This is a genomic window from Solirubrobacter phytolaccae, assembly GCF_027587195.1.
Classification (GTDB): domain Bacteria; phylum Actinomycetota; class Thermoleophilia; order Solirubrobacterales; family Solirubrobacteraceae; genus Solirubrobacter; species Solirubrobacter phytolaccae.
In genome coordinates this window covers 62,757-89,734 of record NZ_JAPDDP010000004.1, presented here as the reverse complement: position 1 = coordinate 89,734, position 26,978 = coordinate 62,757, and the positions used below count along the sequence as shown (strand labels likewise).

Genomic DNA, 26,978 nt, shown 5'->3' with positions numbered 1-26,978 from the left:
TCGCGGAATAGCGGTTCTGCTCGAAGCGCTCCCCACGTTCGAAGGGTTGGACGGACAGACCGTTAAGCGGATGTTGGCGCGCGCGTACCTCGAAGGTCTAGACGTGGCAACTGCGGCACAGGGCGCTGAAGCGGACGCACTCGCAGCTGAACTCCGACGCTTGGTTACCGCGCTCGAGGTGCACGCGATCCTCGTGCCTGGCGTAGAGCCCGAAACGCGTCGCGCGTGCGCGTTCGTCGCAGCCGAGAGCTTGAGTTTGCTCCCAACCTTCCACGGCTCTTCAACGGCCGCAGAGTTCTTTCCCGCCTTTGGTCGGCGCTCGCGCTACGAAGTGGTCGAAGCGGCACTCTTGTATCTGATTGCGGCGTTCGACGCCAATGCAGCGGTGGCGATTCCCGATGCTTTTCCACCGCCAGGTCCGCTCACCGCGGCTGATTATCAGCCGGACGTAATCGCTGAATCGCAGGCGTCAGAGTGGGCGCTTCGGCATATCGACGCGCTGGTACGTCTTGGCTGGGTCCGAGACGAAGACTTCCCAGAGGTTGCGGACCCCGCGCAGCCGGTCCTTACCCGCGTTCGAATCGAGGTATGGCGACGCCTCGGGGAAGCGGCGCGGGCGCACCTCCGCTGGCTTCGCCTTGAGGACCAAGCGAGCGCGAGCCCAGCGGCTGCAGCCCTCGGCGCCCTGCTCACGCTATTGGAAGACGGAGAGAGTGCGGCCTACGCCGACCAAGCCCACCTCGCTCGTCTGCTGAAGTTTGCCTGCGATGGGACCGGCAGTAGAGCACTGCGTGACGTCCCGCCGCCGGCAGATCCTGGGTTCTTCGAGGAGTATCTGGAACGGCGCTGTGCGCGCCGACCAGTGCTGTGGCCATCGGCTGAGAGCTACCGGGACGCGTGCCTTCCCGGTCCGGTCAACCATGCTGCAGTGAGCATGCCGACGGGGTCGGGGAAGAGCGCGGTGGCAGAACTCGCCGTCGCACAGGCGCTGAATACCGGATGGGTGCTCTATCTCGCGCCGACGCGGGCACTCGTCGCGCAGGTGCGGCGAGATCTCCGGACCGCCTTTGGCGCCCTCGCAGAGATCCGTGAGTTCCTCGGCGGCTCGGAGTTCACGGCGCTTGACGACGAGAAGCTGGGTGCCGACGACCTTACTCGGCACGTGCTCGTCATGACACCGGAGAAGTGCTCGTTGGCGCTTCGACAGTCGCCGGAAGTGTTCGAGGAGCTCTCGCTATGTGTGTTCGACGAGTGCCACCTCATCGGCGAACCGCGCAACCGCGGTGTGCTCGCGGAACTCGTCGTGGCGCAACTCATATCGGTGGCGCCTCGTGCCAAGTGGCTGATGCAGTCGGCTCTCCTCCAGAACCCCGAGAGCATTAAGTCGTGGTTGGAGCGAGCCACCGGCGGCCCGTGTGCCGCTCTCCGAGAACCATGGCGGCCGACCCGGACGCTGAGAGCGGTTGCGGGTTTTGACCCCGACGACGTCGACGACGCTCGCGTTCGTGGTCAGGCTGCACTGCTACAGAAACCGCGTAACGTCCACTTGCCGGTCGACGTGCGCGTCAATCTACTGGTCAACCTTCAGGGAGCATGGGCCGAAGCCGCTGCCGAGGACTATGCACTGGCCCGAACTCGGTTGGTCGCACCACTTCGCGCTTCGTGGGAAAACGGCCAAGTTGTCGTGCGCGGCCCTGCGTATGTGAATAAGGCGACCGGCTCCATCGCTCAAGGTCTCGCAGACGCGGGCCACCGAGTCCTCGCGTTCATTCCTCGAAACAAGCACTACAGCTTTTCTGTTGCGCGCGACCTACGGGGCTTCGGAGATCAGTCAGACCCGGACGACGTCAAGTGGCTCGAACTCGAATGGCTGCTTGACATTGCCGACTACGAACTCGGTGTCCCGAGTGCATTGCGGGACGTGATCCGGAAGGGCGTGGCGGTTCACACGAGCGCGATGCTCCCAGAGGAGCGGAGAGCGAGCGAACTGGCCTACGAACGCGGCTTCGCGAAGATCGTGTTCGCGACCGGGACGCTCGCGCAGGGGTTGAACCTGCCGGCGACGGCAGTCGTGATAGGGGGAATCACCGTCGGCTTTGAGCGGGACCTGCCCCGCGCGGTCCACGCCGCTCGAGAGCAGAGCCAACTGTTGAACGCCGTCGGCCGCGCCGGTCGTGCGTACGTGTCGGCACGCTCCTTGGCCGTGGTGCTACCGGACACAGCGATCGAGATCGGTCCGGACAGCGATGGCCGAACCGTCCGGACTCGCGCTCCGTTCCTTCAGCAAGAAGACGCGTCATCCCCGGTTGTTAGTCAGCTCGGGCCTGTCCTTGCAGACGCACTGGCGAACAAGTTGACCGTGCAGACGATGGGACCTGAGGGCCTTACTGCGTTTGCGTTTCTGCCGCTGCGGGCTGATCGGACAGAAGCAGAAGCCATCATCAGCCGGACATACGCGGTTGCGGCACGCCCGTCCGTCGGCATTGAGCAAGTGCGGCGAATGGCGGATTCGATGTTCCGGCTCGGCGACGGGCTTCGCGATTCCGTTCAAGGGCCAGACTGGCTTGTGCAGACCGCATACGAATCTGGTCTTTCGCTGCGTCAGATCACTGCTTTGTGGTCGGAAGTAAGCTCGACTCTCGAAGCGCCGTTTCCAGTAGATGTGCGGGGGTGGGCGGCACTCCTAGCGCGAACAATGTCTGGCCTCCCGTACGAGGTCGTTGCAGAGACGCTTCGCGTTTCGGATCTCGACGGCACCGAGATGAGATCGCTCGCAGCCGAGTTTCAAGACCATGGCAACGCCTGGACAGTGTTCGCGAGTGTTCTCGACCGTTGGCTTGCCGGCGACTCGCTGTCCACCCTCGCTGGAATCGCTGTGAATCCGGCTCGTCCAAGCGAGCCGGGACGGGGGACTGGACAGCCTCTGCCCAAAATGATTGGCTTCGCCGAGCACATCTTCACGTTCGGCACGACCCGCTTGGCGGGCGGGTTCGCTCTCATGGTTACCACGGCGACGGAACAGGACGGCGCGAACTTCGGTTGGGAGTTCTCCTCAACTTCGGCGCCAGCGTTAGCCCAGCTGTCGATGGCGATTCGAGCCGGGTGCCACGACGATGGAAGTCTCGGTTGGTGGAGATTTGGCGGAGTACGACACCGCCGCCTAGCGCACCTCGCCACAAGGCTCATACCGCCTCCGCCGTCAATTGTGCATGCCGACGACGAAGTTCAGCGCGACTGGTTCAAGGGCAAGCGCGACGTACTGCTCGACAGCGAGTTCCTCACCAGCCCGGAACGAACCCTTGTCGATGACGAGCGTGCGGCGCTGACGGCCTTCTCGCTCGCCCCCCGCTAGGGCTCCCGTCGGGTACGAAGCCCTAACACCGGTTAGGGTCGGCTGCGTGAACCTAGAGAGCGTAGACCAAGTATTCGGGCGAGAGGCCAGGAAGTGGGTCTGGTCAGCACAGCCCCGGTGGGTCTTCAACGAGGATGGGTCTGAAAGAGCCGATTTAGATCCGGTCGAGACCGTGGCCGAGATCGACTTCGATGACGAGAACGGCTGGTGGACGTGCCATCCAGAGACTCGTGCCGGTGATCTCGCGGTCGTATACCGCTCCGCTGGCGCGCGGGACTCTGAGTTTCCCGTCCGTGGCCCCAAGGACCTTGCGTACGTGGTGCTCGCCACGTCGGACGCCTTTCGTCTGGATGAGAACCCACTTGCAGTGGACGCAGGTTTCGGTCGCCACTATGGATGCCACCACGCGTTCGTCGCCAAGATCGATCCGCCGATACGGCTGGCGGAACTTCGCGCGGACTTGGTCCTCAGTGCATGGCCGGCGTTGAAGGCTAGCTTTGTCAGGGCGGCCATGCCGATGCCTGAGCAGGTGTGGCAGCGGTTGCTCGAGATCGCCGGAGTCGTAGCGGGGCGGCGGCCGTCCAACGCTGTGACGGGACACCGTCCGCTCAAGCCTGTTCGAACCGAACTTGAACTGGAGAACTGGCTCGCTCAGAACCTCAGTGTCCTTCGCGAGCACGGCCTAGATTTGGAGCTGATCGGCCAGCAGGTCTTCTGCAAAGGTCACGACGGGACGATCGACATCCTGTGCCACTTGAAGGATGAGCCTCGGCACTACGTAGTGATCGAGTTGAAAGCTGGCGAAGTCCGGCGCGACGCCGTGGGCCAGATACTCGGCTATGTCGGCTGGGTTCGAAATGCGCCAGACGCCATCGACGTCACGGGGGTACTCATCGGTCAGTCCCAGCATCGGCAAGTGCCCTATGCCCTCGCCGAGGTCGTCTCGAGGGTACGTTGGATTAGCTGGGACTCAATCGAGTTTCCTGACTCGAGCGGTGGTCGAACGACTTGACGTAGCTCCGTCTGCGCCCAGTGAACGCGATCCGAATGGCCCGATGAGGACTGGCGGACAGAACTAGCCGTCTCTTCGGCTGGCCGCGTTGCAACTCGTGTCTTCCTGACCGCCGGAGCGGACGATGGGGGAGCTCGGCTGGGCCGCATGCCGGACTGCTGCTCTGCGCGAGTTCGGCGACTACTCGAAGCCGTCAGCGTGTGGTGCGGACGGGGATCATGGGTGCGCGGCGGGCGTGCACGGTGTCGATGATCTCGGCGTTGTCGATGCCTTGCAGGTAGATCGACGTGATGCCGAGGTTGCTGTGGCCGAGCTGTCGCTGGATGACGATCAGCGGCACGCCTTCGTGAGCCATCTCGACGGCGTGCGCGTGACGAAGCTGGTGCGGCGCGAACCGGCGGCGAACTCCCGCCGCGGCTGCGGCGTGGCGCATCTCGTTTCGTGCGGCCGCGGTTGACCACCGTCGTCCGCGTGTCGGGCCGGTGATGATGCAGAACAGGGGCCCGACCGGCAGCTCGAGCCGGCTTTCGAGCCACGGTTGTAGCTCTTGCCAAGCCCAGTCGTCCATACCGACCTCGCGCCGGCGCCCGCCTTGGCCGCGACGAACCAGCACCGCTCCGCGGCGCGCGTCGAGGTCAGACTCGGCGAGCGCGAGCGCTTCGCTGATCCGCAGTCCCGCACGCCAGAGCACGGCGATCAGCCCGCGGAGCCGCTGTCCGTGCAGCGAGTCACCGGCCGCGCGCATCACCGAGACGATCTCCTCGACCGTTGGCGGATCGGCCGGATAGCGCACGCCCTTGTTCCGTGGCGGGCGCCCGGCGTGGAAGCCCGGCATGGTGGCTGGTGAACGACGGCGACCGGCGGCATCGAGCATCTGCGACATCGTGTCCTCCCTCGAACCGTTGCGATGCACCGACGATGCCAATCGCACAGGCGGCCGTCACGGAAGCAGCAGTCCCGCGGGAGCCGCACCGCCCGGATCTCGCCAACCCCTACATGGAAAGCAGAAGCGTCGGCACCGCAAGTTTGAGGGGCCCAGTCCGAGCCCGTCGCTCGATCGCCGTTCTCGTGTGGCTCCTCGCCCAACCGAACTACCGCACCCATTCTCCTTTTCTCCGCCAAATGCGGTCTTGCAGGAACCTGCAAGACCGCTATTAGCGCATCTCCGGGTGGCTCGATCTGTCAAGGCCGTGTACAACGCCCATACCGCTGTCAACTACCGGAGCGTGCTATGAGCAAAGACGACATCCAATTCCTCGTCATGCTGATGCTGACCTTGTCCGCGCTAGCGATGGGTGTGCTCGGCGTCGTACTGGGCGCGCTCGCCCTCAACTGAGGCGTAGCCGTGCTGGCGCCGCCAACGGCCCTTTTCCAGCTCTCGCGGCGACTCACGAACGAGACGCAGGAGCGGCTCGGCGAGGTGCTCGGAATCTCTGCATCGCAGGTTTGCCGGCTAGAGCGTGGTGGCCAAGTCGTGTCCCCCACTCGCTGGAAGGAGATGCTCCCGAGGTTCGCCATCGGAACCCGCGCCGACGACGAGGAACTGCCCCTGCATATCCTCTTCGAGCTGACGCCATCCGGCTATCGTCTTGTCAGCGTACCGGGCTGCCTCGGCGTGTTCGCAGATTGGCAACTTGCTCTCGCAGTGGCCGCCTTACTTGACTGTCTGAGCCCGTTCACCGTGGTGGCGCATCCCGTTTGGCTGGACGCTGCAATGGGTTGGACCGACTCAAGTGAGACCGGTCCGGACCAACTGGTGCTCATCGACGAGCAAGGTCAAGCGCCGGAGAGCGTCGTGCACCGGGCCACGCGCGAGCCCGCCGCGACGTACGTGTCCGGGCTCCTTCAGTCGCTCCCGTCTCGGTCGTAGTCGGGCCTCCGTCAACGTTCTGCTGGTCAGATCCTGAAGACGCCACGGATCCCGGCCATCGGATTCAACGGGGTCCCCGGTGGAGTCACACCCGTCGCCTTGGCGGCGGGAGCGGATCGGCGTGATCGGGGCCCGCTCTCGCAAAGAACGACGAGGAGCGGTCCGCCGGCGCGGATGCCTCACTGCTCCTTTGCGCGAACAGCACGAGTCCGGAAACACCATGGCCCGTCGGGACAACCGGCAGTCGTAATGGCTCGCCAGTCGCGCCGCGGCGGACGTGGCTACGTCGGGATCGCGATCCCACGAGCAGCGTGCCGTCGACGGCCTCGGTGAGCTTCGACAGGACGATCACGTCAGAGGCGAAGCAGGCGCCGCTCTGGTGTTTCAACGATGCACGCACCCATGACGCCAAGGCGATCCGCCAGCTCGCGCCGGTCAGCATTGGCGTCAAGCGCGGCTTCGTCGCGAGCCTGACGATCGCCACCTGAGCCGCGCAGGTTGTTCACACGCGGGTGGCCGACGCGCGCTGAGGTTGCGCGCGATGAAGATCCTCTTGAGAGCGCTTGCGCTGGTCGGCGTGCTGCTCGCCGCGACCACGGCGAGCGCGGCGGCAGCGCCGCTGAAGGTCAGTAGCTACGACATCAACTACGGGGTCGGGGTCGACGGGAAGCTCGACCTGGACCGGACTGCGGCCGCGATCACCGCCACGGGTGCGGACGTGATCGGCCTGCAGGCGGTCGACAAGTACTGGAGCACCCGGTCGGGCAATCTCGACGAGCCGGCCGAGCTCGCGCGGCGGCTGAACATGCATGTCGTGTACGGGCCCAACCTGGACAACGCGCCGGTCAATGCGGGCGATCCGCGGCGCCAGTACGGCGTCGCGATCCTGTCGAAGTTCCCGATCGTGTCCTCGACGCACACGCTGCTGCCGCGCCCGACCAACGGTGAGCAGCGCGGGCTGCTCGAGGCCGTGGTCGACGCCGACGGGACGAAGGTGCGCGTCGCCACCACGCACCTGCACACGACTGCGGTCGAGCGGGAAGCCCAGGTCGCTGCGATCATCGCCAAGCTCTCCGGCTCGGCCGAGCCGGTCGTCATCACGGGCGTGCTGAACGCGGCGTCGACGGCGCCGGAGCTCGCCCCGATCCTCGCCGCCTACCGCGACACGTGGAAGATCAAGGGCGTCGGCGACGGGTTCACCGCGCCCGCCGCCAACCCGACCGGGCGCACGGTCTACGTGCTCGCCGCCAAGGGCATCGGCGTGCTGTCCGCCGTGCTCGGCGACCGCACGGCCTCCACGTACATCCCCGTGACGGTCGAGCTCGACCCGTCCGGCCAGACGGGCGACACCGGCGACGGCCCGATCGTCACGCCGACGCCCACCCCCACCCCGACGCCCGAGCCCGACGCGGGTGGCGGCGCGCATCCCGACGCGCCCGGCACCCCGCTGCACGTCACGAGCTACAACATCGCGCACGGCGCCGGCTACAACGCCCAGAACCAGCTCGTCTTCGACCTCGACCGCACGATCGACACGCTCCGCGCGATCGGCTCGGACGTCATCGCGCTGCAGGAGGTCGACAAGCACTGGAGCGACCGCTCCAACAACCTCGACGAGCCCAAGGTCCTGTCCGAGGCCCTCGGCATGCACGTCGTGTACGCGCCGAACCTGGACAACCCGCCGAACACGCCGGGCGGCCCGCGCAGCCAGTACGGCACCGCGATCCTCTCCAAGTATCCGATCCTGGAGTCGCGCAACACGCTGCTCCCGCGGCCGGGCAACGGCGAGCAGCGCGGGCTGCTGGAGGCCGTGATCGACGTCAACGGCCTGCGCGTGCGGATCGCCAACACGCACATGAGCACGCTCGCCAACGAGCGGACCGCGCAGACCGCGCGGATCATGGAGCTGCTGGCGGACTCCAAGGAACCGGTCGTGCTGCTGGGCGACCTCAACGCCACGCCGGAGAGCAGCGACCTCGCAGCGCTGTGGACGCGCTACCGCGACTCGTGGAAGCTCGGCGGCGTCGGCAGCCCGTTCACCTACCCGGGCAACTTCCCGGACCGGCGGATCGACTTCATCGCGCTCTCGAGCGGCATCAACGTCCGCTCGGCGGAGGTCGTCAACACGCTCGCGTCCGACCACCGGCCGTACACCGCCAGGCTCGCGATCACGACGAGCACGCAGACCACCGCCACGGTCGGCGGCACGGTCCCGGCGACGCTCTCCCTGTCGCTCGGCACGCCCGGGATCTTCGCCCCGTTCCAGCCGGGCGTCGAGCGCACGTACACGGCCGGCACGACCGCGACGGTGACGAGCACCGCGGGTGAGGCGACGTTGTCGGTCTCCGAGCCCGGCCACCTGCGCAACGGCGCGTTCAGCCTGCCGGAGCCGCTGCAGGTGACGCTCACGCCGCCGTCCTGGACCAGGCCCGTGACCAACGCGCCGGTCACGATCGGGTACCGCCAGCACATCGGGTCCAGCGACGCGCTGCGTACCGGCACCTACGCGCAGACGCTGACGTTCACGCTGTCGACGACGACGCCGTAGCGACACGTCCGGTCGGGGCGGACAGGTTCCGCCCCGGCCACTACGTGCAGTCCTTGAGGCCGGCGTCCTTCGCGGCCGTCTGGGCTTCGGTCGTGAGCCGCGTCGCTTCTTCCGCGGCTTCGGCGTCCCCCGAGGCGAGCTTCGCGTTGACCTCGCTCAGCGCCTTCGCGCGACTGAGGATCCGATCGACCGCGGCCTCCGAAGCCTCGGGCCCTTCGAGCTCCCCCAAGTCCTCGAGCGCCTTCTGCGTCCGCGCCCCAAGGTCCTCGGTGGCCCGGATCATCGCCTCCTGGTCATCGGTGTCGATGCCCTTGAAGGCCTTCTGGTTCTCTTCGTCGAGCTGCTTGCAGATCGCGTTCGCGCGCTCCCGGAACGCGTCCGCGGAGAGCGTCTCCGACTCGCCGCCGCACCCTGCCACCACGAGCACCGCGACGGCCCCGCTCAGAATCCTCCGCACGGCCTCCAAGCTAGCGACTGCGAGCGACGGGCTCGAGCGCGACCGTGGCCGGATCGATGCCGTTCCCGACGAGCACGACCTCGATCCCGTCACGCTCGTGCCGCGCGACCCAGACGTCGTCGACGGCGAGGAACTCGAACGCCTCGTCCACACCGTCGAGCGTGAATGTGCGCTGCGTCGGCTCGACGCCCGACACCCGCCGGCGCATCGCCCGCCGCTGGCCCATGAAGCGGATCAGCATCGCCGGATGCGACAGCACCAGATCGGAGTCGGGCTCGACCTTGCGCCAGACCAGTTCCGTCGCGAGCGGCTGCGGCCACCGCCGGGGACCGTCGAGCCGTTCGGTGCTCACGGTCAGCGGGATCGTCTCGCCGTCCTCGCACCGCAGCTCGACCGAGCCGAACTCTCCGCCGTCGCTGACCCTCCGCAGCACCGCGGTCCGCCCGACCGGCGTGTAGATGGGCCAGCTGAACCGGGCCAGCACCTCGGCCAGCGCCTCATCCAGCCCGCGCGTCGACGAGCGAGGCCGTCGCCGCTTGCGGGGCGTCTCCAGCCCGATCGGCGCCTCGTGATCGTCCTTCGGATGGAGGCCGCCCCCGCCGACGACGAACCCGCAGCGCGCGCACGCCACCATCCCCGTGCGCGGGTCGACCGCGATCTGCACCCAGGCCTCGTCATCACACACCGGGCACGGCTCGCCGGCGTCCCGCACCACCGCGCGCGGCCCTTCCGGGAGCGGAGCGATCAACGCCCCGTCCGCGCCCAGGAAGCGCACCAACGTCTCCGCGAAGCCGGCCTGGTCCGCGACCACGCGCCACACGTCACCGTCCACCGTCGCCTCGTGCTCGTCGCCGGCGTCGTCGATGACCACGACCCGTACCGCGCCCGGCGGTACCTGTCCAGTCATGTCAGGGCGAGGGTTGATGCGCACGCGCGGCGTTCTAGCAGTAGCGTCGGGCCAATGGCCGACTTCCACAGCGAGACGATGTCCGTCATCACGAACGACCTCGCGCCGGGTCAGGGGCCGGCGCTGCACCGGCATCCGTACGAGGAGGTGTTCGTGATCGTCGAGGGTGAGGCGACGCTGACGCTCGGGGACGAGACCGTCGTCGTGCGCGGCGGCGAGCCGCCCGTGGTCGCACCGGCGCACACGGCGCACGCGTTCAAGAACACGGGGACCGGCCGGCTCGTCACCGTCGACATCCACGCCAGCCCCGTGTTCAAGACCGAATGGCTGTGATTCAGCCCCCGTGCACGCCGCCGTGGAGGTCCTCGGCGAACGTGGAGTAGTCGTAGATCGGCAACGCTTCGGTGCTGACGCCGGCCCCCAGCTCGCGGAAGATCGGCAGGCCGCCGAGCGCGCGATCCAGGTCCGCGTGGGACTCGACCTCGACGATGGCGAAGACGACACGCTGGCCAGACACTTTCCACAGGTGCTTGACGGCGCCGGCCTCGACCGCGGCCATCGCCGCGTCGGCCTCGCGCCGCCAGATGGCCACGAGCTCCGCGTTGCTCACGTTCGCGGGCTGACGCACTTCGAACCGGACGATGAACTGCACTGGGGTTCTCCTCCTCAGGTCGCTGGGCGCGACCCTACTGATCTGCCCGAGAGCGAGACATCGTGGCAATTGACACAGTATGGTCTCGGTCGAGAGCAGCGAGTGCAGGGAGAGGAGCCGTCGTGAAAGTCAAAGACGCGATGACCGAAGAGGTGTTGACGTTCACGCCCGCGCGCAGTCTGCGCGACGCGGCGAAGTTCATGGCCGACCACAACGTCGGCTCACTCGTGGTCATGGATCCGGAGCAGCCGGGGCCGGGGATCATCTCCGAGCGCGACCTGGTCCGGTCGCTGGGCAAGGGCGAGGATCCGGACACCGAGCGCGTGTCGGATCATCTGACGTCCAACGCCGCGTTCGCCGACGGCGACTGGGACCTCGAGGAGGCCGCGGACACGATGGCCAAGGGCGGGTTCCGGCACCTCGTGGTCGTCGATCACGGTGAGCTCACCGGGATCATCTCGATGCGCGACATCATGAAGATCTGGCGGCCGAGCGCGCGCCTCGTTTAGGTTCTCGCACCCGTTGCCGATAGCGAGGGCGTGGACCGATCCGTCCCGCCCCCGCCTCGACGCCTACTCGCGCTGCTCGGTGTCATCACCGCGCCGCTGTACGTCTCGATCGCACTGACGGACTCTCCCGCGCTCCACCAGGGCGTCATCGCCGCCGTCGGCGTGGTCGCGCTGATCGTCTCCGGCCACACCGCGGTCCGGACCCGTGGCTCCGCGCAGCTCGCGCTGACGACCGGGATCGCGCTCTGGACCAGCGGCGCCATCGTCGCCGCCGTGCAGCTGCGCGGCGGCCTGTACACGAGCTACCCGACCGCGGCCGAGTGGCTCTGGCTCTCCTCCTACCCCGCGCTGCTCGTCGCCGTGATGCTGATGGTCCCGCGCTGGGGCGCCGGCCACTGGCTCGACGGCGTCGTCGCCTGCCTCGGCGCCTCCGCGGCCGGCGCCGCGCTGCTGATGCCGCACCTGACCGTCAACGGCCTGTCCCCGCTCGGCGGTGCCGTGGCGAGCGCGTTCGCGATCGGCGACATGCTGCTGATCGGCTTCACGATCGCCGCGCTGGTGATCTCGCGCCGCTCGCTGCATCCGCAGTACCGGCGGCTCGCCTGCGGCGTCCTGCTGCTGGCGGGCACCGACCTGCTGTTCGCGTTCCGGATGGCCGGGCCGGTCGAGGACTACGCCAACTGGGTCGACATCGGCTGGGCGGCCGGGCTGATGTCGCTGGCGCTCGCCCGTCCCCGGAGCGCCCGGCGCGAGCCGGCCGTCGGGCGCGTGCCGATCATCCCCGTCGTGAGCTCCGCGGCCGCGCTGTCGGTGCTGGTCGTCGACCACTACCACCGGGTCGCCGACGGCGCGATCTGGCTGGCCGTCGCCGGCCTCGCGCTCGGCATGGCCCGCACCGTCGAGGCGGCCCGCACCGGCGCCCGGCTGGCAGAGGCCGAGCGGCTCGCGCACACCGACGACCTGACCCGCGTCGGCAACCGGCGGCGGTTGTTCCGCGATCTCGGCGACGCGTTCGAGAGCGGCACCGGCGCGCGGCTCGCGCTGTTCGACCTCAACGGCTTCAAGGCGCTCAACGACAGCCAGGGACATGCCGCGGGCGACGCCTTGCTGGCCGAGTTCGGCCGGCGGCTCACCGACGCGGTCGACGGCGCCGGCACCGCCTACCGGCTCGGCGGCGACGAGTTCTGCGTCCTCCTCGACGCGCGCGCCGACGAAGCGCTCGCCCGCGCCGGTGCCGCGCTCCGGCAGGACGGCGTGACCGCCGCCACCGGCTCCGTCCTGCTCGGCGTCGAAGCGACCGATCCCACGCAAGCCCTGCGCCTCGCCGACGCACGCATGTACGCGGACAAGACGCGGAACTAGCGAACTTAAACGTCCTGGACGTTTATGTTTCCCGACATGACGTCAATAGCGGTCGTCGGCGGCGGGTTCGCGGGGGTGGGTGCGGCGGCCATGCTCGCGCGTGCGGGCTACCGCGACGTGACGGTGTTCGAGAGGGAAGCGCGGCTCGGCGGCGTGTGGCACCACAACACCTATCCCGGCGCCGCGTGCGACATCCCCTCGCACCTGTACGAGTTCTCGTTCGCGCCCAACCCGCGCTGGTCGCGCCGCTACGCGCCGCAGACCGAGATCCAGGCCTACCTGGAGGACGTGGCGCGGCCGTTCGACGTACGCCTGAGCACCGACGTCAAGGCCGCCCACTTCCATGACGGCCGCTGGACGCTCGAGACGAGCGCGGGCGAGCACACCGCGGACGTGCTGATCACGGCCTGCGGGCAGCTCACGACGCCCGCGATCCCGCCGCTCCCCGGCCTGGACGACTTCGCCGGACCCGCGTTCCACACCGCCCGCTGGGACCTCGCCACCGACCTCACCGGCAAGCGCGTCGCGGTGATCGGGACGGGCTGCAGCGCGATCCAGGTCGTGCCCGCGATCCAGCCCGAGGTCGCGCAGGTCACGGTGTTCCAGCGCTCCCCCGGCTGGACGATCCCGAAGGGCGACTTCCCCTACCCGGGCTGGGCGCAGCGGCTGTTCGCGCGCGTCCCGCTGCTGCAGCGACTGGACCGCGCCGCCAACTACGCCTTCCACGACTTCGCCGCCTACGCCCTCTCGCACCGCAAGACGAAGCTGCTCGCGCCGTTCCGGGCGATCGGGTCGCTGCAGATCAAGCGGGCGATCAAGGACCCGGAGCTGCGCCGCAAGGTCACGCCGGCCGACGAGATCGGCTGCAAGCGGATCATGCTCACCGACGACTGGTATCCGACGCTGGCCAAGCCCAACGTCGACCTCACCGACCAGCGGATCGAGCGCATCACCGCGGACGCGATCCGCACCGCCGACGGCGTCGAGCACCCGGTCGACGCCATCGTGCTCGCCACCGGCTTCCGCGCCCACGACTTCGTGGCGCCGATGGCGATCGCCGCCGAGGACCGTACGCTCGCGCAGGAATGGGCGGCCGTCCCGCGCGCGTACCTCGGCATCACCGTCCCCGGCTTCCCGAACCTGTTCCTGCTCTACGGCCCGAACACGAACGGCGGCTCGGGCTCCGTGGTGGCGACGATCGAGGCCCAGCTCACGCACGTGATCGCCGCGCTGAAGGAGCGCGAGCGACGCAGCGCCCGGACGATCGTCGTCCGCCGCGAGGCGGCGCAGGCGTTCGACGCCGAGCTGCGCACCGCGCTCGCGAGGACGGTGTGGCACAGCGGCTGCACGAACTGGTACGTCGACGAGCACGGCAACGACCCGAGCCAGTGGCCGTGGTCCTGGACCGAGTACCGCCGCCGCACCTCGCGGCTGGACCCGCAGGCCTACGAGACGGGCTGAAGCTCGCCGGTGCCGCGCTCGATCAGCGTCGTCTCGCGGACGACCTCACGCGCGCGGCCGTTGAAGCCATCCAGGCGCGAGAACAGCAGCTCGGCGGCGGCGCGCCCGAGCGCGACGGCGTCGTGGGAGACCATCGTCACCGGCGGGGCGATCGGGCCGCGCAGCGGGATGTCGTCGAAGCCGACGTGCGCGACGATCCGGTCCAGCCCGAGCCGGAACAGCGTCCGCATGACTTCCACCGTGATCAGGTTCTGCGCCGAGAAGACCGCCGTCGGCGGCTCCGGCCCGGTTACGAGCGGCTCCAGGTCACCGTTGACGACGATGTCCTCTTCCAGCCCCGCCATGCCCTCGCGGTAGCCGGCCAGCCGCTCGGCGGCCCCGAAGCCCGCGTCGGCGCCCGGGCCGACGAACGCGATCCGCTCGTGGCCGTGCGCGCGCAGGTGCTCGATCGCGCGTCGCGCGCCACCCCGGTGGTCGGTGAACACGCAGTCGGTGTCGATCGTCTTCGGCGGGCGGTTGACGAACACCAGCCCGGTGCCCGTCGCGACGTCGCGCCGCAGGTACGAGTGGTCCTTGCCGGTCGGGAGCAGCAGCAGCCCGTCGACACGCCGGCCGAGCATCGTCTCGATGATCTCGCGCTCGTACTCGGGGCTGCCGTCCGAGCTGGCGGCGAAGGTGACGACCGAGCGCTCGCGCGCGACCTGCTCGGCCCCGCGATGGAACGCCGCGAAGAACGGATCGCTGATGTCCTCACCGATCAGCCCGATCGTCGCCGACAACCCGTTCGACCGGCGGAGCGACCCCGCGGCGTGGTTGTGGCGGTAGCCGAGGAGCTCCACGGCGCGCTGCACGTTCGCCGTGAGATCGGCGTCGACTCCCTGGCCGTTGACCACGCGCGAGACCGTGCTGAGGCTCACGCCGGCCATCGCGGCCACGTCTTTCATAGTCGGCCGCCGTCCGTTCATCGCTGTGGCAGGAAAATAGCGCGTCTCGGATCGGAATACGACCGGAATCGCCGGTCTGCAATGGGTTCTGTCACCCAACGCATTAAATCATCGGACAAATCGCCGGAGAGCGTCCCGATCCTTGACCGATATCGACCGTCGGCCCGTTTCGATCCAACCAAGATCGCGCAGTTGCCGGAGCGCTTTCGTCACCGCTTCCCGCGACGCGCCGGTCCACCCCGCAAGCTCCTCCTGGGAGAGCGGGAGCGTGATCGTGACGCCGTCGTCCTCCTCGCGCCCGTGCGTGTCGGAGAGGTCGACGAGCCGGCGCGCGACCCGCCCGAGCGTGTTCGCGCTCGTGAACTCCTTGCGCTGCAGGTCCGCCAGGCGCAGGCGCCGGATCACGATCATGAAGCCGAGCACGACCTCCTTGCCGTCGTCGGTGAACGTGACCGCCTTGGCCCGCCCCTCGGTCAGCACCAGGACGCGCGTGGGCTCCTCCCCCTCGCGCAACATCGCCGCGCCGCGCTTGAAGGCGCGCGGCACGGCGCGGGCACGCAGCGTCGCCCGTTCGTCCTCCTCGAGCAAGCCGAGGAAGTCATGCTCACCGGTCACGAGCTGGAACCTACCGCTCCGCCTGGCTCTGTGGTTGACTTCGCGCCACCGGGGCCGGCTCTCATCGGCGGCCCATCGGAGGGGCGACAGGGAGAGGGGACAGTCATGAGGGGTACCAGCACGCGCTGGTTGGCCGGTGCTGCGGCAACGCTGGCGATGGCCGTACCGGTAGCCACCGCGGGAGCGCATTCCGCGGACTTCATGTTCACGGGGGACGTGGCGCAGCAGATCGGCGCCTACCAGGGCGGCGCGGGCATGTTCATGCAGCGCGCGCCGGACACGCCGGGAGCGCTGACGCTCGTCGGCCACGAGCCGCTCGAGAGCCGCGGCATGAACGCGGCGATCGCGGTCAACAAGGGGTTCGTGTACGTCGGCAGCCGCACGGACGGCAGCGCCGGCCGCCAGAACGCGGGCATCATGGTCGTCGACGCGCGCAACCCCGCGCAGCCGAAGATCGCGGCGCAGATGAAGCCGCCGCTCGAGGGCAACCCGCAGGAGTCCTCGCGCGAGCTGCGCGTGTGGCGCTCGCAGGACGTGCTGATCGTCCTGCACACCAACTGCGGCGGCACGTCGGCGCACCTGTGCGCGCAGCCGAGCCGCAGCTCGATGCGGTTCTACGACATCAAGGGCGAGAACGCGACGAACCCGAAGCTGCTGCACCAGAACACGCGTGACACGCACGAGTTCTTCATCTGGGAGGACCCGAAGAACCCCAAGCGCGCGCTGATGTTCGAGGCCAGCGCGGGCTCCCAGCTCGCGATCTACGACCTGTCGCCGCTGCTGAACGCCGACGAGGCGACACGCGCGCCCGTGCGCCTGTTCCAGGGCGCGCACGGCTTCGGCAACTCCAACGGCTCGGGCATCCACTCGTTCTCGGTCTCCAACGACGGCACGAAGGCGTACTTCGCGCTGCTGACCCGCGGCTTCGGCGTGGTCGACGTCTCCGACTTCACCGACACCGACCCGGCGACCAACACCTACCGCACGATCACGCCGACGGCGAACCGCCCGACCTGGCCGGGCCCGGGCGCCCACAGCGCGATCAAGCTCTGGAACAAGGACTCGGTGTACGTCTCCGACGAGGTCTACGGCACGGCGACCGGCAACGGCCACGGCTGCCCGTGGGGCTGGACGCGGTTCATCGACATCAAGGACGAGACGAAGCCCGTGGTCGTCGGCGAGTACCGGCTGGCGGAGAACCAGCCGCTCTCGTGCACGGCGTTCAACCCCTCGCGCACGTCCTACTCCGCCCACAACCCGACGCTGACGCCGAACATCGCGTTCAGCACCTGGCACTCGGGCGGCGTGCAGGCGATGAACATCTCCGACCCGACGAACGTGACGCAGCTGGCGGAGTACAAGCCGCGGCCGCTGGCGTCGGTCGGTGACGAGGACCCACGGCTGTCGAGCGACACGCTGCCCGACCGCACCGACAACAAGGTCGTGATGTGGAGCTACCCGGTGATCGAGGACGGGTTGATCTACGTCGTCGACCTGCGCAACGGCCTCTACATCCTCAAGTACACGGGCCCGTTCCAGCAGGAGGTGGACGACGTCAAGTTCCTGGAGGGCAACTCCAACCAGGGCGACGCGCTCTGCTTCGAGCCGGTCCCCGGGGCGGCGCTCGCCGACTGCTCCACGTCCGCCGAGGGCACCGCGGGCGGCTCCGTGCCGGCCACGCTGTCGCTCACGCTCGGCGCGCCCGGGACGTTCGGCACGTTCCTCCCGGGCACGACGCTTGACTACTTCGCCAAGACGGACGCGAAGGTCATCTCGACGGCGGGTGCGGCGCTGCTGACCGCGGCGGACATCAGCACCGTCGCCACGGGCCACCTCGTCAACGACGCGTTCTCGCTGCCGCAGCCCGTGCAGGTGAGGGCCACCAACTCGGCCAATCCCGCCTCCGCGTACGCCCCGGTGGGGTCAGCGAACGTTCCCACGCCGCTACTTTCGTACACGGCTCCGGTGTCCAACGACGAGGTGACGTTCGACTTCAAGCAGTCGATCGCTTCCACCGACGCGTTGCGCACCGGCGCGTACTCGAAGCTCCTGACGTTCACGCTGTCTACGACGACCCCTTGAGAAAACACGCCCTCATCCTTGTGACGCTCGCGCTGGCGGGCTGCGGTGGCTCCTCCTCCAGTGAGGACGAGCTGCCGCCCGAGCCGACCACCGACGCCGCGCTCGAGATCGGCTCTTTGGCCGCCGATCCCGGCAACGGCGAGCTGCTGATCGGCTCCACCGACGGCTCGTTCCGGATTCCGAAGGGCAGCAAGACGCCCGCGGAGTTCAAGCCGTCGATGTCGGCGCCGGGCAAGGGTGAGGGCCCGCTCATCGACCTCGTCATGCGGTACACGGGCCCGGGTTCGCTGCTGGCGTCCGGCCATTCCAAGGGCGGGACGCTGCCGCTGAACGTCGGGCTCGTGAGCTCCCCGGACGACGGCAAGACGTGGAAGGTCGTGTCCGGGATCGGCGAGATCGACTATCACGACCTCGAGATCATCGATGCGCAGCGCGTCGTGGCGCTGCGCACCGACGACCCGAACTCCGTCCAGGTCTCCTCCGACGGGGGCAAGACGTTCGAGAGCCGGGCCGCGCCCGCCGCGGCGGCGACGATCGACGTCACGATCAACCCGGACGACCCGAAGCAGTGGGCGGTGGGCACCGAGCAGGGCACGTGGCTGTCCACCAACGAGGGCCGGTCCTGGCGCCAGCGCGACACGACGCCGAAGGCCCGCGTCTCCTGGGGTGCGTCCGACCAGCTCTACAGCGCCGGCCTCGACGGCAAGATCCGCCGCAGCGCCGATCAGGGCAAGACGTGGAACGAGGTCGGGGGCTCGGCCGGGGGCGGTCCGAAGGACTTCCTCGCGACCGCCGACGGCACGCTCTACGCGTACATGACCGGCGGCAAGGTGCGCACGTCGCCGGACGGCGGCAAGACGTGGGAGGACCTGGCGTCGCTGCGGTAACGCCGGGCCGAGGGGGCTGACCCTTTACCCTGGCTGGGAATGGCGTTTCATCGTGACGGGGCGGACCCGATCGGAGGCGAGCGGGTCGGCCGGACGCACCAGGAGATCCGGGTGCGGTCGCGCGTCGTCGCCGCGGCGACGCTCGCCTGCCCCAGCTGCGACGCGCCGGTCGCGCCCGGCGAGCGGGCGCTGACGCCGGCCGAGCCGATCCAGTGCCCGTTCTGCGGCGAGGCCGGCCGCGTGCGTGACTTCCTCTCGCTCGCGGCGCCGACCCGGCCCGCGCACGTCGAGATCCGGATCAGGTAGGCCGCGCCACGCCGTGGCGGCGGTTGAACTCGCTCGCCGAGCGGGCGGCGTCGATCGACGCCCAGATCACGAGCGGGATCCAGCCCAGGATGCCGATCAGGCAGGCGAAGGTCAGAAACCACAGCACGGCGTTGCCGACGGCGAGCAGGATCGCGGTCGTGTCGTTGCGGCCGGCGTAGAAATGGCCGACGCCGAGCCACAGGATCGTCAGCAGCACCGCAACCGCCGGCGACTTGGCCGACACGTAGACGGCGGGCGCGTACGGCGGCGGCTGCTGGAACGGGCCGGGCTGCCCGAACGGCGACGACGCCGGCGGCGGTGACAACGGGGACGTAAAGCCGCCCGCGTGCCGCGTCTGGTCCGTCCAGCGCTCACCGTCCCAGTAGCGCTCGCCGCCCGACCCGCCCGGGTCCGGGTACCAGTCCGCGCGCGGCGTCTCGCCGCTGCCTCCTTGCCACAGGCCTCCGTCGCTCATCTGGCCGCGAGCCTAGCGATTGGCGACCAGGCGGTCCACTTCGGCGCGCAGCGCGGTCAGCGCGGGCGGCTCGTCGGCGTAGACCACGTAGGTGCGACCGTCGGCGCTCCAGCGTTCCTCGAGCGTGACGTCGTCGGGCTCGGGGGCGGGGGCGAGCGCGGCGAAGTCGGGGATCGCGGCGCGCAGCGCGTCCAGGCCGGCGGCGCTGAAGCGGCGCTTCTCGACGAGCTCCCCCTCGCCGCGGGCGTGCAGGAACGCGCCGTCGGCGGTCACGCGCCAGCGGACCTCGGGCTCGTCGTCGACCCGGCGCTCGTAGTCCAGCGGCAGTCCCACTAGGCGAACGCCACCTCAGGCCCTTCGGGCGCCAGCGGGTCCTGCTTGGGCTTGGGCAGCGGGCCGTCGATCAGCTCGGTCGGGACCGGCGTCGGCGGCTTGGCGTCGAAGCTCCACTCCTTCATCATCGTGACGACGCGCAGCGCCTCGATGAAGGTGACGCCGTGCTCGGGCTCGATGTCCTCGCCGTTGGACATCACGCGCCCGTCGCGCTTGCGCGCCACGCCGTGACCGAACTCGGTGCGCACGAGCAGGTCGTGGGCGGCGGTCTTGGCCTTCTTGCCCTTCTTGATCGGGTACTCGTCGGCGAGCCCGAGCATGTGGCCGGCCTCGTGGACCGCCGGCCGTTGCGTGCCCGCGGCCTTGTCGTGCGGGCGCAGGTCCTCGGAGTCGAACTTGGTCTTGCCCTTGTCCTGCCACCACTTGGGCGCCGTCACCGAGCTTCCCCGCTCCTCGTCCTCCGGGATCTTGGTGATGTTGAGGTCGTAGTGCGGGTCCTTGCTGTCCTCGACGAAGCGGATCTGGACGTTGGCCTTCAGGTCTTCCCACCACGGCTTCGTGCAGTGGAAGGTGAAGGTGTTCGACCACTTGGCGCTGACGAGCTCCATGAACTTGGTCTTCCACTCGGCCGACGCCTTCGGGTCCCACGCGAGCTCCTCGGGGTCCGCGTCCGGGTAGTCGGACTCGCTGCCGCCGAGGAAGTTGAAGTGGCAGCGGACGGTCACGACGAGCCGACCGCCCTTGGCGTCGTAGGTGACGTCGAAGTTCCCGCGCCCGGTGCTCGGCCGGTAGTCGCGCCGCCGGTAGAGGATGTCCATGAACTCGGCCTTCTTGGCCATCGCCTCCTCGTAGCCCTGTGGCGTGAAGGTGGCGGGGTTGCGGGCGAGCATCGCGCGGGCGACGGCGGCGTTGCCGAGGCCGGAGAACGGGTGCGCGGGTGTGGCGCCGACGCGCTGCGCCGCCTGCTGCTCGTCCTGCCTGCGCTGTTCCCGCTCGCTGCGCATGGCCCATGCTCCCGCACGTTGCCGGCCCGCGTCAATGTCCATCAGGGCAACCGAACGGCTCTTGTTGCGACCGTCCATCGGTGAGAGGGTCGCCAGCATGTGGGACCGTGAAGCAGCTCGCCGGCGGGGCGAGCGGCGGCAGGTGGCGGAGACCCCGCGCGAGCCGCCGGTGCTGGCCCGGCAACCCGTGGCGGAGGCCACGAACGCCTCGCCGCAGCTGCGCGACTGGGAGGAGCAGGAGTCGCTCCGCTACGTCGAAGGCCTGCGGCTCGATGACCTCTCGGTGCGTGCGGTGCAGGTCGCGATCGGCACGCCGCCGACGGGCTGGTGGACCAAGGAGGACGCGCAGGCCTTCTCGAAGTGGCGGGTCGCGAACGGGCTCACGCGCGGCGGCAAGCTCACCGGCGGCGCGCTCGACGCCCTCGTCCGCACGCAGGCCGCGGCCGGCAACCACGACGAGCTGATCCACCTCGTCGCCGACTACTTCGACCTGGACCTGCAGCCGGGCACGCTGTCGGTGCGGTTCGACGCGACGCTGACGGCGGTCTCCGGGACCTCGTTCGACGGCCTCGGGCTGAAGCTGATCACGATCGGGCCGGCAGCGTTCAGAAACGCGCGGGCGCTGTTCGTGGCGATCCGCAAGCAGCTCGACGAGCCGTCGTTCTTCGGCGCGAGCGGCCCGCCGCCGCAGATCCTGACCGACGCCGAGGCCAAGGACGCGGCGGACGCCAACAGCGGCGTGTTCCAGGACTCGCGCTCGGTCCACGCCGTGCAGGCGGTGCTCGGCGCCAAGCCGACCGGGCAGATCGACGCCGACACGGCGCAGTTCATCGCCGCCTCGCAGCAGGGCCGAGGCGTGATGCCGACCGGGTTGCTCGACGAGCCGCAGCTGCTGAAGGTGGTCGAGGAGCTGCTCCGGCGCGGCGAGCTCGACGCGCTCGTCCGGATCGTCGTGGACTTCTTCACGATCCCCGAGGTCGGCGTGCTCGACGTCAAGGTCGACCCCGACCTCGGTCGCGCGTTCGCCGTCCGCTCGGGCGGCACGGGCACGCCGGCCACGCTCACGTTCGGCACGATCGGGGGCTCCCCCGCCGGGGTCATCCATCTCATCGCCCACGCGTACGAGGACGTGCGGCTCCGGCGCGAGCGGCGCAGCGCGGACGCACGCCGGTTCCTCGGCTACAAGGTCGAGATCCTCAGCGACCGGCTGCCCGAGGAGGACGTGCCGGGGTTCGTCTCCGACGCCACGGCGGCGCTGGACCGCTTCCTCGCGCTCGACGTCGCGGAGCAGATCGACCTCTGGGAGGCGTTCGTCGAGACGCGCGGGAAGGTCCAGCAGCGGCTCGGCCCCACGACCGGGAACGAGGCGCTGCAGGCTCGCTACTGGGCAGTGCAGCCACCGGTCCGCACCCCGTGACACGATGCCGCGATGGCCGAGGGGGAACCGGGCGCGCTCGACGCGACCGAGCAGGCGTTGGTCGATCGCATCGCGCAGCGGCGGGACGAGATCGTCGCGCTCGCGTGCGAGCTGATCGCCTATGACACGACGAGCCGGGCGGAAGCGGACGAGCCGGCGCGTGAGGAGGTCGCGCTGCAGCAGGCGCTGGCCTCGCGGCTGGAGCGCGCGGGTGCGGAGATCGACCTGTGGGAGCCGACCGCCGAGGACGTCGCCGACCACCCGCTGAGCGTGCCGGGAATCGCGTTCGCGGGGCGTCCGCAGCTCGCGGCGACGCTCCGTGGAAGCGGCGGCGGCGCCTCGCTGCTGCTCAACGGCCACATCGACGTCGTGCCCGCGCGGCGCGAGGAGGGCTGGACCGCCGACCCGTTCGACCCGCAGGTCGTGGACGGGCAGATCGTCGGACGCGGCGCGTGCGACATGAAGGGCGGGATCGCGGCGATGGTCGTGGCCGCCGCGGCGCTGGCCGAGCTCGGGCAGCTGCGTGGTGACGTGATCGTGTGCACGAACACGGACGAGGAGTCCAGCGGTGTCGGCGGGCTCGCCTGCGCGCGTCACGGCGTCCGGGCCGACTACGCGATCGTCACCGAGCCGAGCTCGCTGCACGTCTGGCCCGCCTGCCGGGGCACGGTCTACTGCACGATCGGGATCGAGGGGCGCTCCGGGCACGCCGAGCAGGAGCATCCGCACTGGCGCGACGGTGGCGCCGTGAACGCGATCGAGAAGGGGCGCTTCCTGCTCGACGGCGTGGACCGGCTGCGCGCGGAGTGGCGCTCACGCGCGGACTTCAAGCACCCGCTGCTGGACCCGCCGGACATCGTCCCGACGCGCTTCGTCGGCGACGCGGGCTGGAGCGTCACGATCCCGGGGCGCGCGGAGATCGACCTCTCCGTGCTCATCCTCCCGGTGCAGGCGGACGCGCGCGGCTGGACGAGCGAAGCGCAGGCCGAGGTCGAGGGCTTCCTGCAGCGCTGGTGCGCGACGGACTCGTGGCTCGCGGAGCACCCGCCGACGTTCCGCTGGTACACGGAGGTCAACCCGTCCGAGACGCCGGTCGAGGCCGCGAGCGTGCAGGCGCTGCTCGCGGCGAACACAGCTCTCGGCCTGCCGACCGCGCTGGGCGGACTCGGCTCCTGGTACGACGGCGCGACCTACGCGCTCGAAGGCGGGACGCCGGCGCTGATGTACGGGCCACGCTCGATCGACTGGGCGCACACGGTCGACGAGCACGTGCCGATCGAGGACCTCGTCCAGTGCGCGCAGGGGCTCGCGATCGCGGGGTGGCGGCTGTGCCGGTGAAGGCGGCGGTGCTGCGGGCACCGGGAGCGGCGATCGAGATCACCTCGGTCGAGCTGGAGGCCCCGCACGCGGGTGAAGTCGAGGTGGAGATCGCGGCGGCGGGCGTGTGCCACTCGGACCTGCACGTCGTGCGCGGTGAGTGGGACGTGCCGATGCCGGTCGTGCTCGGGCACGAGGGCTCCGGCGTGGTGACGCGGCTCGGCGAAGGCGTGACCGACCTCGAAGTCGGCGACCACGTGATCCTCTCGTGGGTGCCGCAGTGCGGGCACTGCCGCCAGTGCGTCTCCGGGCGCCCGTGGCAGTGCGAGCTCGTGGCGAGCGTCATCGCGACGCAGGGCGTCCTGTTCGACGGCACCTCGCGCTGGGGCGACGGCCTGCACCACTACCTCGGCGTGTCGTCGTGGGCGGAGCGGGTGGTCGTGCCGCGCTCGGGCGCGGTGAAGATCCGGCGCGACGTGCCACTGGACGTCGTGGCGATCGTCGGCTGTGCGGTCGCGACCGGCGTGGGCGCGGTGCGCAACACCGCGGGTGTCCCGCCGGACGCGACGGTCGGCGTGATCGGCTGCGGCGGCGTCGGGCTCTCGGTCGTCCAGGGCGCCCGGCTCGCGGGCGCGTCGCGGATCGTCGCCTGCGACACCAACCCGGCGAAGCTCGAGGTGGCGACCCGGTTAGGCGCGACGGAGACCGTCGGTGATGCCTCCGAGCTGCGCGACCTCGACTACGTGTTCGACGCGATCGGGCGGATCGAGACCACCGAGGCCGCGATCGGGGCGTTGGCTCTGGGCGGCGCGGCGGTGATCGTCGGGCTGCCACCGACGGGGCGCCGCGCGAGCTTCGATCCGCTCGCGCTGGCCGAGGCCAACCAGCGGATCCTCGGCTGCAACTACGGCTCCGTCGACCCGCAGCGCGACATCCCGTGGATCGTCGACCTCTACAAGGCCGACATGCTCGACCTGGACACGATGATCTCCGCGCGGCGGCCGCTGGAGGAAGCGGCCGCGGCGCTGGAGGACCTGGCCGAAGGGCGCACCCTGCGCACGCTGCTGACGATGGGAGGCACGGCATGAGCGTCACCGAGCACGAGACCCACTTCAAGCGGGTCCTCGGGTTGCCCGCGCTCGTCTTCTTCGGGCTCGCCTACATGGTCCCGCTGACGGTCTGGACCACGTACGGCCTCGTGACGACGGAGACCAAGGGCCACCTGCCGCTCGCCTACACGGTGACCACGATCGCGATGCTGCTGACCGCGTACTCGTACGGGCGGATGGTGATCGCGCAGCCGATCGCCGGCTCCGCGTACAGCTACGCGTCGCGGTCGTTCGGGCGACCCGTCGGCTTCATGGTCGGCTGGGCGTTGCTGCTCGACTACATCTTCCTGCCGATGATCAACTACCTGGTCATCGGGATCTACATGAACGACTACTTCCCGAGCACGCCGGAGTGGATGTGGGTGATCATCGCGGTGGTCCTCGTGACCGGCCTGAACATCCTCGGGATCAAGCTGCTGGCGAACGCGAACCTGATCTTCGTCGCCGTGCAGTTCGTCTTCATCGCCGTGTTCGCAGCGATGGCGATCGGGAAGATCACCGGCGACGTCGAGGTCGAGTCCTGGACGGCGCCGTTCTTCGACTCGGACACCGAGCTCGGGCTCGTGTTCGCCGGCGCCGCGATCCTCGCGTTGAGCTTCCTCGGCTTCGACGCGGTCTCGACGTTGTCGGAGGAGACCGAGAACCCGCGCGTGAAGATCCCGCGGGCGATCATCCTGTGTGCGTTCGTCGGCGGGCTCGTGTACATCTTCCAGTCCTACCTCGGGCACCTCGCGTTCCCGGACTGGCAGTCGTTCACCGACGTGGACTCTGCCAGCGCCGACGTCATGAAGTTCATCGGCGACGACTTCCTGAACTCGTTCTTCACCGCCGCGTACGTGGCGGGCGCGTTCGCGTGCGCGATGGCGTCGCAGGCGAGCGTCTCCCGGATCCTGTTCGCGATGGGCCGCGACGGCTCGCTCCCGCGCCCGCTGTTCTTCCGGCTGCACCCGAAGTACCGCACGCCGGTGACGGGCAACGTGCTCGTCGGGTTCTTCGGCCTCACGGCGCTGTTCATCAGCCTCGCGACCGTGTCGTCGATGATCTCGTTCGGCGCGCTCGCGGCGTTCTCGTTCGTGAACCTGTCGGTGATCAAGACGTACCTGATCGACCGCGAGGACCGCTCGGGCGCCGCCATCGTCAAGTTCGGCGTGATCCCCTTCCTCGGGTTCGCGTTCACGATCTACCTGTGGACGAACCTGACCGGCATCGCGTTCGAGGTCGGCCTGAGCTGGCTCGCCGTCGGCTTCATCTACCTGCTCGTCCTCACGCGCGGGTTCCGGAAGGCGCCGCCCGCGATGTACACGGGCGAGGAAGAGGAGTCCGAGGTCGCTAGCGCGTGAGCTTGCGGACCAGCACGCGCTGACCGGCGTCGAGCTTGGCGTCGACCGCCGTCGGCCAGGACGACAGGATCGTGAGCACGGTCCTCGTGTCCGAGTCGACGGCGATCAGCTGGCCGTGGATGCCGCGCGCGCAGGTCGCGCCGTCGCGGCGCCACCACTGGTTCGCGTAGCCCTGCGCGCTGACCGGGACCGTGGGGTCGCTGATGGGCGTGGTGCCGAGGCCTTCGGCGTGGTCGGCGACCCAGAGGCCGAGCCGCGCGTAGTCGCGCAGGCTGGCGCAGAAGCCGCCGCTGATCACGGCGGTGCCTTCCGGGTCGACGGCGAGCTCGGCGTCGTGCTCGGCGCCGATCGTCGTCCACAGCTGGTCGGCGATGACCTGCGCGAGTGGCTTGCCCGCCGCGCGTTCGACGACGAGCCCGAGCAGGTCCGTGTTGGGCGACGCGTAGTGGAAGCGCTCGCCGTGCCGCCAGTCGGCCGGGCCGATCGTCGGCAGGAACGTGAGAATCGAACGGGGTGCGTCGGCGATCGGCGCATGCCAGCCGCACGCGGCGTCGTACGCGACGAAGCTCTCGTAGTCCTCGACGAAGTCGACCGCCGCGGTCATGTCCAGCAGATGCCGCACCGTCGCGCCGTCGTAGCCGCTGCCGGCCACCTCGGGCACGAAGTCGGTCACGAGCGCGCCGGGGTCGACGTCCGCCAGCCGCGTGGCCAGGCCCAGCACGGACTTGGCAACCGACTGCGAGAGGTGCAGCGAGGTCTCGTGCATCTCGCCGCCGTAGGCCTCGTGGACCAGCACGCCGTCGCGGACCACGGCGAGCCCGTCCGTGTACGGCGGCAGCTCGAGGTCGAGTGACGTGTCCGCGCGTGGCAGCTCGATGACCGCTCCGCCGCGCGGCACCGGCACGGTCTTCACGACTTCGCCGACGTGCACGTACGCCCACCGGTTGCGCGGTCCGATCTGCCACCCGACTGCCGGTACGGTTCCGTCGCGCACAACCGTCGAGTCTATGTCGTCCACA

Annotated in this window: 26 protein-coding genes; 16 read left to right on the top strand and 10 right to left on the bottom strand. The window is 69.5% G+C overall.

Features of this window, described 5'->3' with window-relative positions; translation table 11 throughout:
• Nucleotides 1-46 precede the first annotated feature (46 nt).
• Both OJ997_RS03340 and OJ997_RS37330 read left to right on the top strand, forming a co-directional pair.
• A complete protein-coding gene (locus OJ997_RS03340; RefSeq protein WP_270023590.1) occupies nucleotides 47-3,352 on the top strand; it encodes a DEAD/DEAH box helicase in 3,306 nt (1,101 codons plus the stop codon).
• Nucleotides 3,353-3,524: 172 nt separating this feature from the next.
• Nucleotides 3,525-4,364 carry an endonuclease NucS domain-containing protein gene (locus OJ997_RS37330; protein ID WP_270023589.1) on the top strand — a complete coding sequence of 280 codons (840 nt, stop codon included), beginning with the start codon at nucleotides 3,525-3,527 and terminating at the stop codon, nucleotides 4,362-4,364.
• A gap of 193 nt (nucleotides 4,365-4,557) precedes the next feature.
• Here the strand turns inward: OJ997_RS37330 and OJ997_RS03330 are convergent, their stop codons facing one another.
• The gene (locus tag OJ997_RS03330; protein ID WP_270023588.1) at nucleotides 4,558-5,247 is read right to left on the bottom strand and encodes a tyrosine-type recombinase/integrase; all 690 of its coding nucleotides are present in this window, start codon (nucleotides 5,245-5,247) and stop codon (nucleotides 4,558-4,560) included.
• A gap of 462 nt (nucleotides 5,248-5,709) precedes the next feature.
• On the opposite strand from OJ997_RS03330, the gene OJ997_RS03325 reads away from it, so the two are divergent.
• From OJ997_RS03325 to OJ997_RS03315, 3 genes are all read left to right on the top strand, one after another.
• The gene (locus OJ997_RS03325) at nucleotides 5,710-6,234 is read left to right on the top strand and encodes a helix-turn-helix domain-containing protein (RefSeq protein ID WP_270023587.1); all 525 of its coding nucleotides are present in this window, start codon (nucleotides 5,710-5,712) and stop codon (nucleotides 6,232-6,234) included.
• Between the two features lie 311 nt (nucleotides 6,235-6,545).
• A complete protein-coding gene (locus tag OJ997_RS03320; RefSeq protein WP_270023586.1) occupies nucleotides 6,546-6,722 on the top strand; it encodes a hypothetical protein in 177 nt (58 codons plus the stop codon).
• A gap of 53 nt (nucleotides 6,723-6,775) precedes the next feature.
• Nucleotides 6,776-8,782: an endonuclease/exonuclease/phosphatase family protein gene (locus OJ997_RS03315; protein ID WP_270023585.1), complete on the top strand. Its 2,007-nt coding sequence runs from the start codon at nucleotides 6,776-6,778 to the stop codon at nucleotides 8,780-8,782.
• A gap of 40 nt (nucleotides 8,783-8,822) precedes the next feature.
• Here the strand turns inward: OJ997_RS03315 and OJ997_RS03310 are convergent, their stop codons facing one another.
• Both OJ997_RS03310 and OJ997_RS03305 read right to left on the bottom strand, forming a co-directional pair.
• A complete protein-coding gene (locus OJ997_RS03310) occupies nucleotides 8,823-9,239 on the bottom strand; it encodes a lipoprotein (protein ID WP_270023584.1) in 417 nt (138 codons plus the stop codon).
• Nucleotides 9,240-9,249: 10 nt separating this feature from the next.
• Nucleotides 9,250-10,146, bottom strand: a complete 897-nt coding sequence (locus tag OJ997_RS03305; RefSeq protein ID WP_270023583.1) for a hypothetical protein — start codon at nucleotides 10,144-10,146, stop codon at nucleotides 9,250-9,252.
• Between the two features lie 54 nt (nucleotides 10,147-10,200).
• On the opposite strand from OJ997_RS03305, the gene OJ997_RS03300 reads away from it, so the two are divergent.
• The gene (locus OJ997_RS03300; protein WP_270023582.1) at nucleotides 10,201-10,479 is read left to right on the top strand and encodes a cupin domain-containing protein; all 279 of its coding nucleotides are present in this window, start codon (nucleotides 10,201-10,203) and stop codon (nucleotides 10,477-10,479) included.
• Nucleotide 10,480: 1 nt separating this feature from the next.
• Here the strand turns inward: OJ997_RS03300 and OJ997_RS03295 are convergent, their stop codons facing one another.
• Nucleotides 10,481-10,798: a muconolactone Delta-isomerase family protein gene (locus OJ997_RS03295; RefSeq protein ID WP_270023581.1), complete on the bottom strand. Its 318-nt coding sequence runs from the start codon at nucleotides 10,796-10,798 to the stop codon at nucleotides 10,481-10,483.
• Nucleotides 10,799-10,920: 122 nt separating this feature from the next.
• Between OJ997_RS03295 and OJ997_RS03290 the strand changes: the two genes are divergently transcribed.
• The 3 genes from OJ997_RS03290 to OJ997_RS03280 are packed head-to-tail and all read left to right on the top strand — an operon-like array spanning nucleotide 10,921 to nucleotide 14,130.
• Nucleotides 10,921-11,307, top strand: coding sequence for a CBS domain-containing protein (locus tag OJ997_RS03290; protein ID WP_270023580.1), 387 nt, complete (start codon nucleotides 10,921-10,923; stop codon nucleotides 11,305-11,307).
• Nucleotides 11,308-11,337: 30 nt separating this feature from the next.
• A complete protein-coding gene (locus OJ997_RS37325) occupies nucleotides 11,338-12,669 on the top strand; it encodes a GGDEF domain-containing protein (protein WP_270023579.1) in 1,332 nt (443 codons plus the stop codon).
• 36 nt (nucleotides 12,670-12,705) lie between these two features.
• Nucleotides 12,706-14,130 (top strand): flavin-containing monooxygenase, encoded by a 1,425-nt coding sequence (locus OJ997_RS03280; protein WP_270023578.1) that lies wholly within the window; start codon nucleotides 12,706-12,708, stop codon nucleotides 14,128-14,130.
• Here OJ997_RS03280 and OJ997_RS03275 read toward each other — a convergent pair.
• Together OJ997_RS03275 and OJ997_RS37320 are read right to left on the bottom strand one after the other, a co-directional pair.
• The gene (locus OJ997_RS03275; RefSeq protein ID WP_270023577.1) at nucleotides 14,115-15,065 is read right to left on the bottom strand and encodes a LacI family DNA-binding transcriptional regulator; all 951 of its coding nucleotides are present in this window, start codon (nucleotides 15,063-15,065) and stop codon (nucleotides 14,115-14,117) included. The two genes, OJ997_RS03280 and OJ997_RS03275, sit on opposite strands and share 16 nt — an antisense overlap.
• 117 nt (nucleotides 15,066-15,182) lie before the next feature.
• On the bottom strand, nucleotides 15,183-15,689 hold the full coding sequence (locus OJ997_RS37320) for a Crp/Fnr family transcriptional regulator (RefSeq protein WP_270023576.1): 507 nt from the start codon (nucleotides 15,687-15,689) through the stop codon (nucleotides 15,183-15,185).
• A 156-nt stretch (nucleotides 15,690-15,845) separates the two neighbouring features.
• On the opposite strand from OJ997_RS37320, the gene OJ997_RS03265 reads away from it, so the two are divergent.
• From OJ997_RS03265 to OJ997_RS03255, 3 genes are read left to right on the top strand one after another with little or no spacing between them, the layout of a single operon-like run.
• Entirely contained in the window at nucleotides 15,846-17,771 is a 1,926-nt protein-coding gene (locus OJ997_RS03265; protein WP_270023575.1) for an LVIVD repeat-containing protein, read from the top strand.
• Nucleotides 17,768-18,658, top strand: a complete 891-nt coding sequence (locus tag OJ997_RS03260) for a WD40/YVTN/BNR-like repeat-containing protein (protein ID WP_270023574.1) — start codon at nucleotides 17,768-17,770, stop codon at nucleotides 18,656-18,658. Before OJ997_RS03265 ends, OJ997_RS03260 begins: the two co-directional genes overlap by 4 nt.
• A gap of 39 nt (nucleotides 18,659-18,697) precedes the next feature.
• The gene (locus OJ997_RS03255) at nucleotides 18,698-18,964 is read left to right on the top strand and encodes a hypothetical protein (RefSeq protein ID WP_270023573.1); all 267 of its coding nucleotides are present in this window, start codon (nucleotides 18,698-18,700) and stop codon (nucleotides 18,962-18,964) included.
• Here the strand turns inward: OJ997_RS03255 and OJ997_RS03250 are convergent.
• Genes OJ997_RS03250 through OJ997_RS03240 form a run of 3 tightly spaced genes read right to left on the bottom strand, consistent with a single transcriptional unit; the run spans nucleotide 18,957 to nucleotide 20,776 of the window.
• The gene (locus tag OJ997_RS03250) at nucleotides 18,957-19,439 is read right to left on the bottom strand and encodes a DUF2510 domain-containing protein (RefSeq protein WP_270023572.1); all 483 of its coding nucleotides are present in this window, start codon (nucleotides 19,437-19,439) and stop codon (nucleotides 18,957-18,959) included. The genes OJ997_RS03255 and OJ997_RS03250 overlap by 8 nt on opposite strands.
• Before the next feature lie 12 nt (nucleotides 19,440-19,451).
• Nucleotides 19,452-19,772, bottom strand: a complete 321-nt coding sequence (locus OJ997_RS03245; protein ID WP_270023571.1) for a hypothetical protein — start codon at nucleotides 19,770-19,772, stop codon at nucleotides 19,452-19,454.
• The gene (locus OJ997_RS03240; protein WP_270023570.1) at nucleotides 19,772-20,776 is read right to left on the bottom strand and encodes a metallopeptidase domain-containing protein; all 1,005 of its coding nucleotides are present in this window, start codon (nucleotides 20,774-20,776) and stop codon (nucleotides 19,772-19,774) included. Before OJ997_RS03240 ends, OJ997_RS03245 begins: the two co-directional genes overlap by 1 nt.
• A gap of 97 nt (nucleotides 20,777-20,873) precedes the next feature.
• Between OJ997_RS03240 and OJ997_RS03235 the strand changes: the two genes are divergently transcribed.
• Genes OJ997_RS03235 through OJ997_RS03220 form a run of 4 tightly spaced genes read left to right on the top strand, consistent with a single transcriptional unit; the run spans nucleotide 20,874 to nucleotide 25,959 of the window.
• Complete coding sequence (locus tag OJ997_RS03235; protein ID WP_270023569.1) at nucleotides 20,874-22,193, top strand: hypothetical protein; 1,320 nt, start codon at nucleotides 20,874-20,876, stop codon at nucleotides 22,191-22,193.
• A 12-nt stretch (nucleotides 22,194-22,205) separates the two neighbouring features.
• Nucleotides 22,206-23,531 carry a M20 family metallopeptidase gene (locus OJ997_RS03230; protein ID WP_270023568.1) on the top strand — a complete coding sequence of 442 codons (1,326 nt, stop codon included), beginning with the start codon at nucleotides 22,206-22,208 and terminating at the stop codon, nucleotides 23,529-23,531.
• On the top strand, nucleotides 23,528-24,598 hold the full coding sequence (locus OJ997_RS03225; protein WP_270023567.1) for an alcohol dehydrogenase catalytic domain-containing protein: 1,071 nt from the start codon (nucleotides 23,528-23,530) through the stop codon (nucleotides 24,596-24,598). Before OJ997_RS03230 ends, OJ997_RS03225 begins: the two co-directional genes overlap by 4 nt.
• Nucleotides 24,595-25,959, top strand: coding sequence for an APC family permease (locus OJ997_RS03220; protein ID WP_270023566.1), 1,365 nt, complete (start codon nucleotides 24,595-24,597; stop codon nucleotides 25,957-25,959). The genes OJ997_RS03225 and OJ997_RS03220 overlap by 4 nt, the downstream gene beginning before the upstream one ends.
• Here OJ997_RS03220 and OJ997_RS03215 read toward each other — a convergent pair.
• Complete coding sequence (locus OJ997_RS03215) at nucleotides 25,949-26,953, bottom strand: serine hydrolase domain-containing protein (RefSeq protein WP_270023565.1); 1,005 nt, start codon at nucleotides 26,951-26,953, stop codon at nucleotides 25,949-25,951. The two genes, OJ997_RS03220 and OJ997_RS03215, sit on opposite strands and share 11 nt — an antisense overlap.
• Nucleotides 26,954-26,978: the final 25 nt, after the last annotated feature.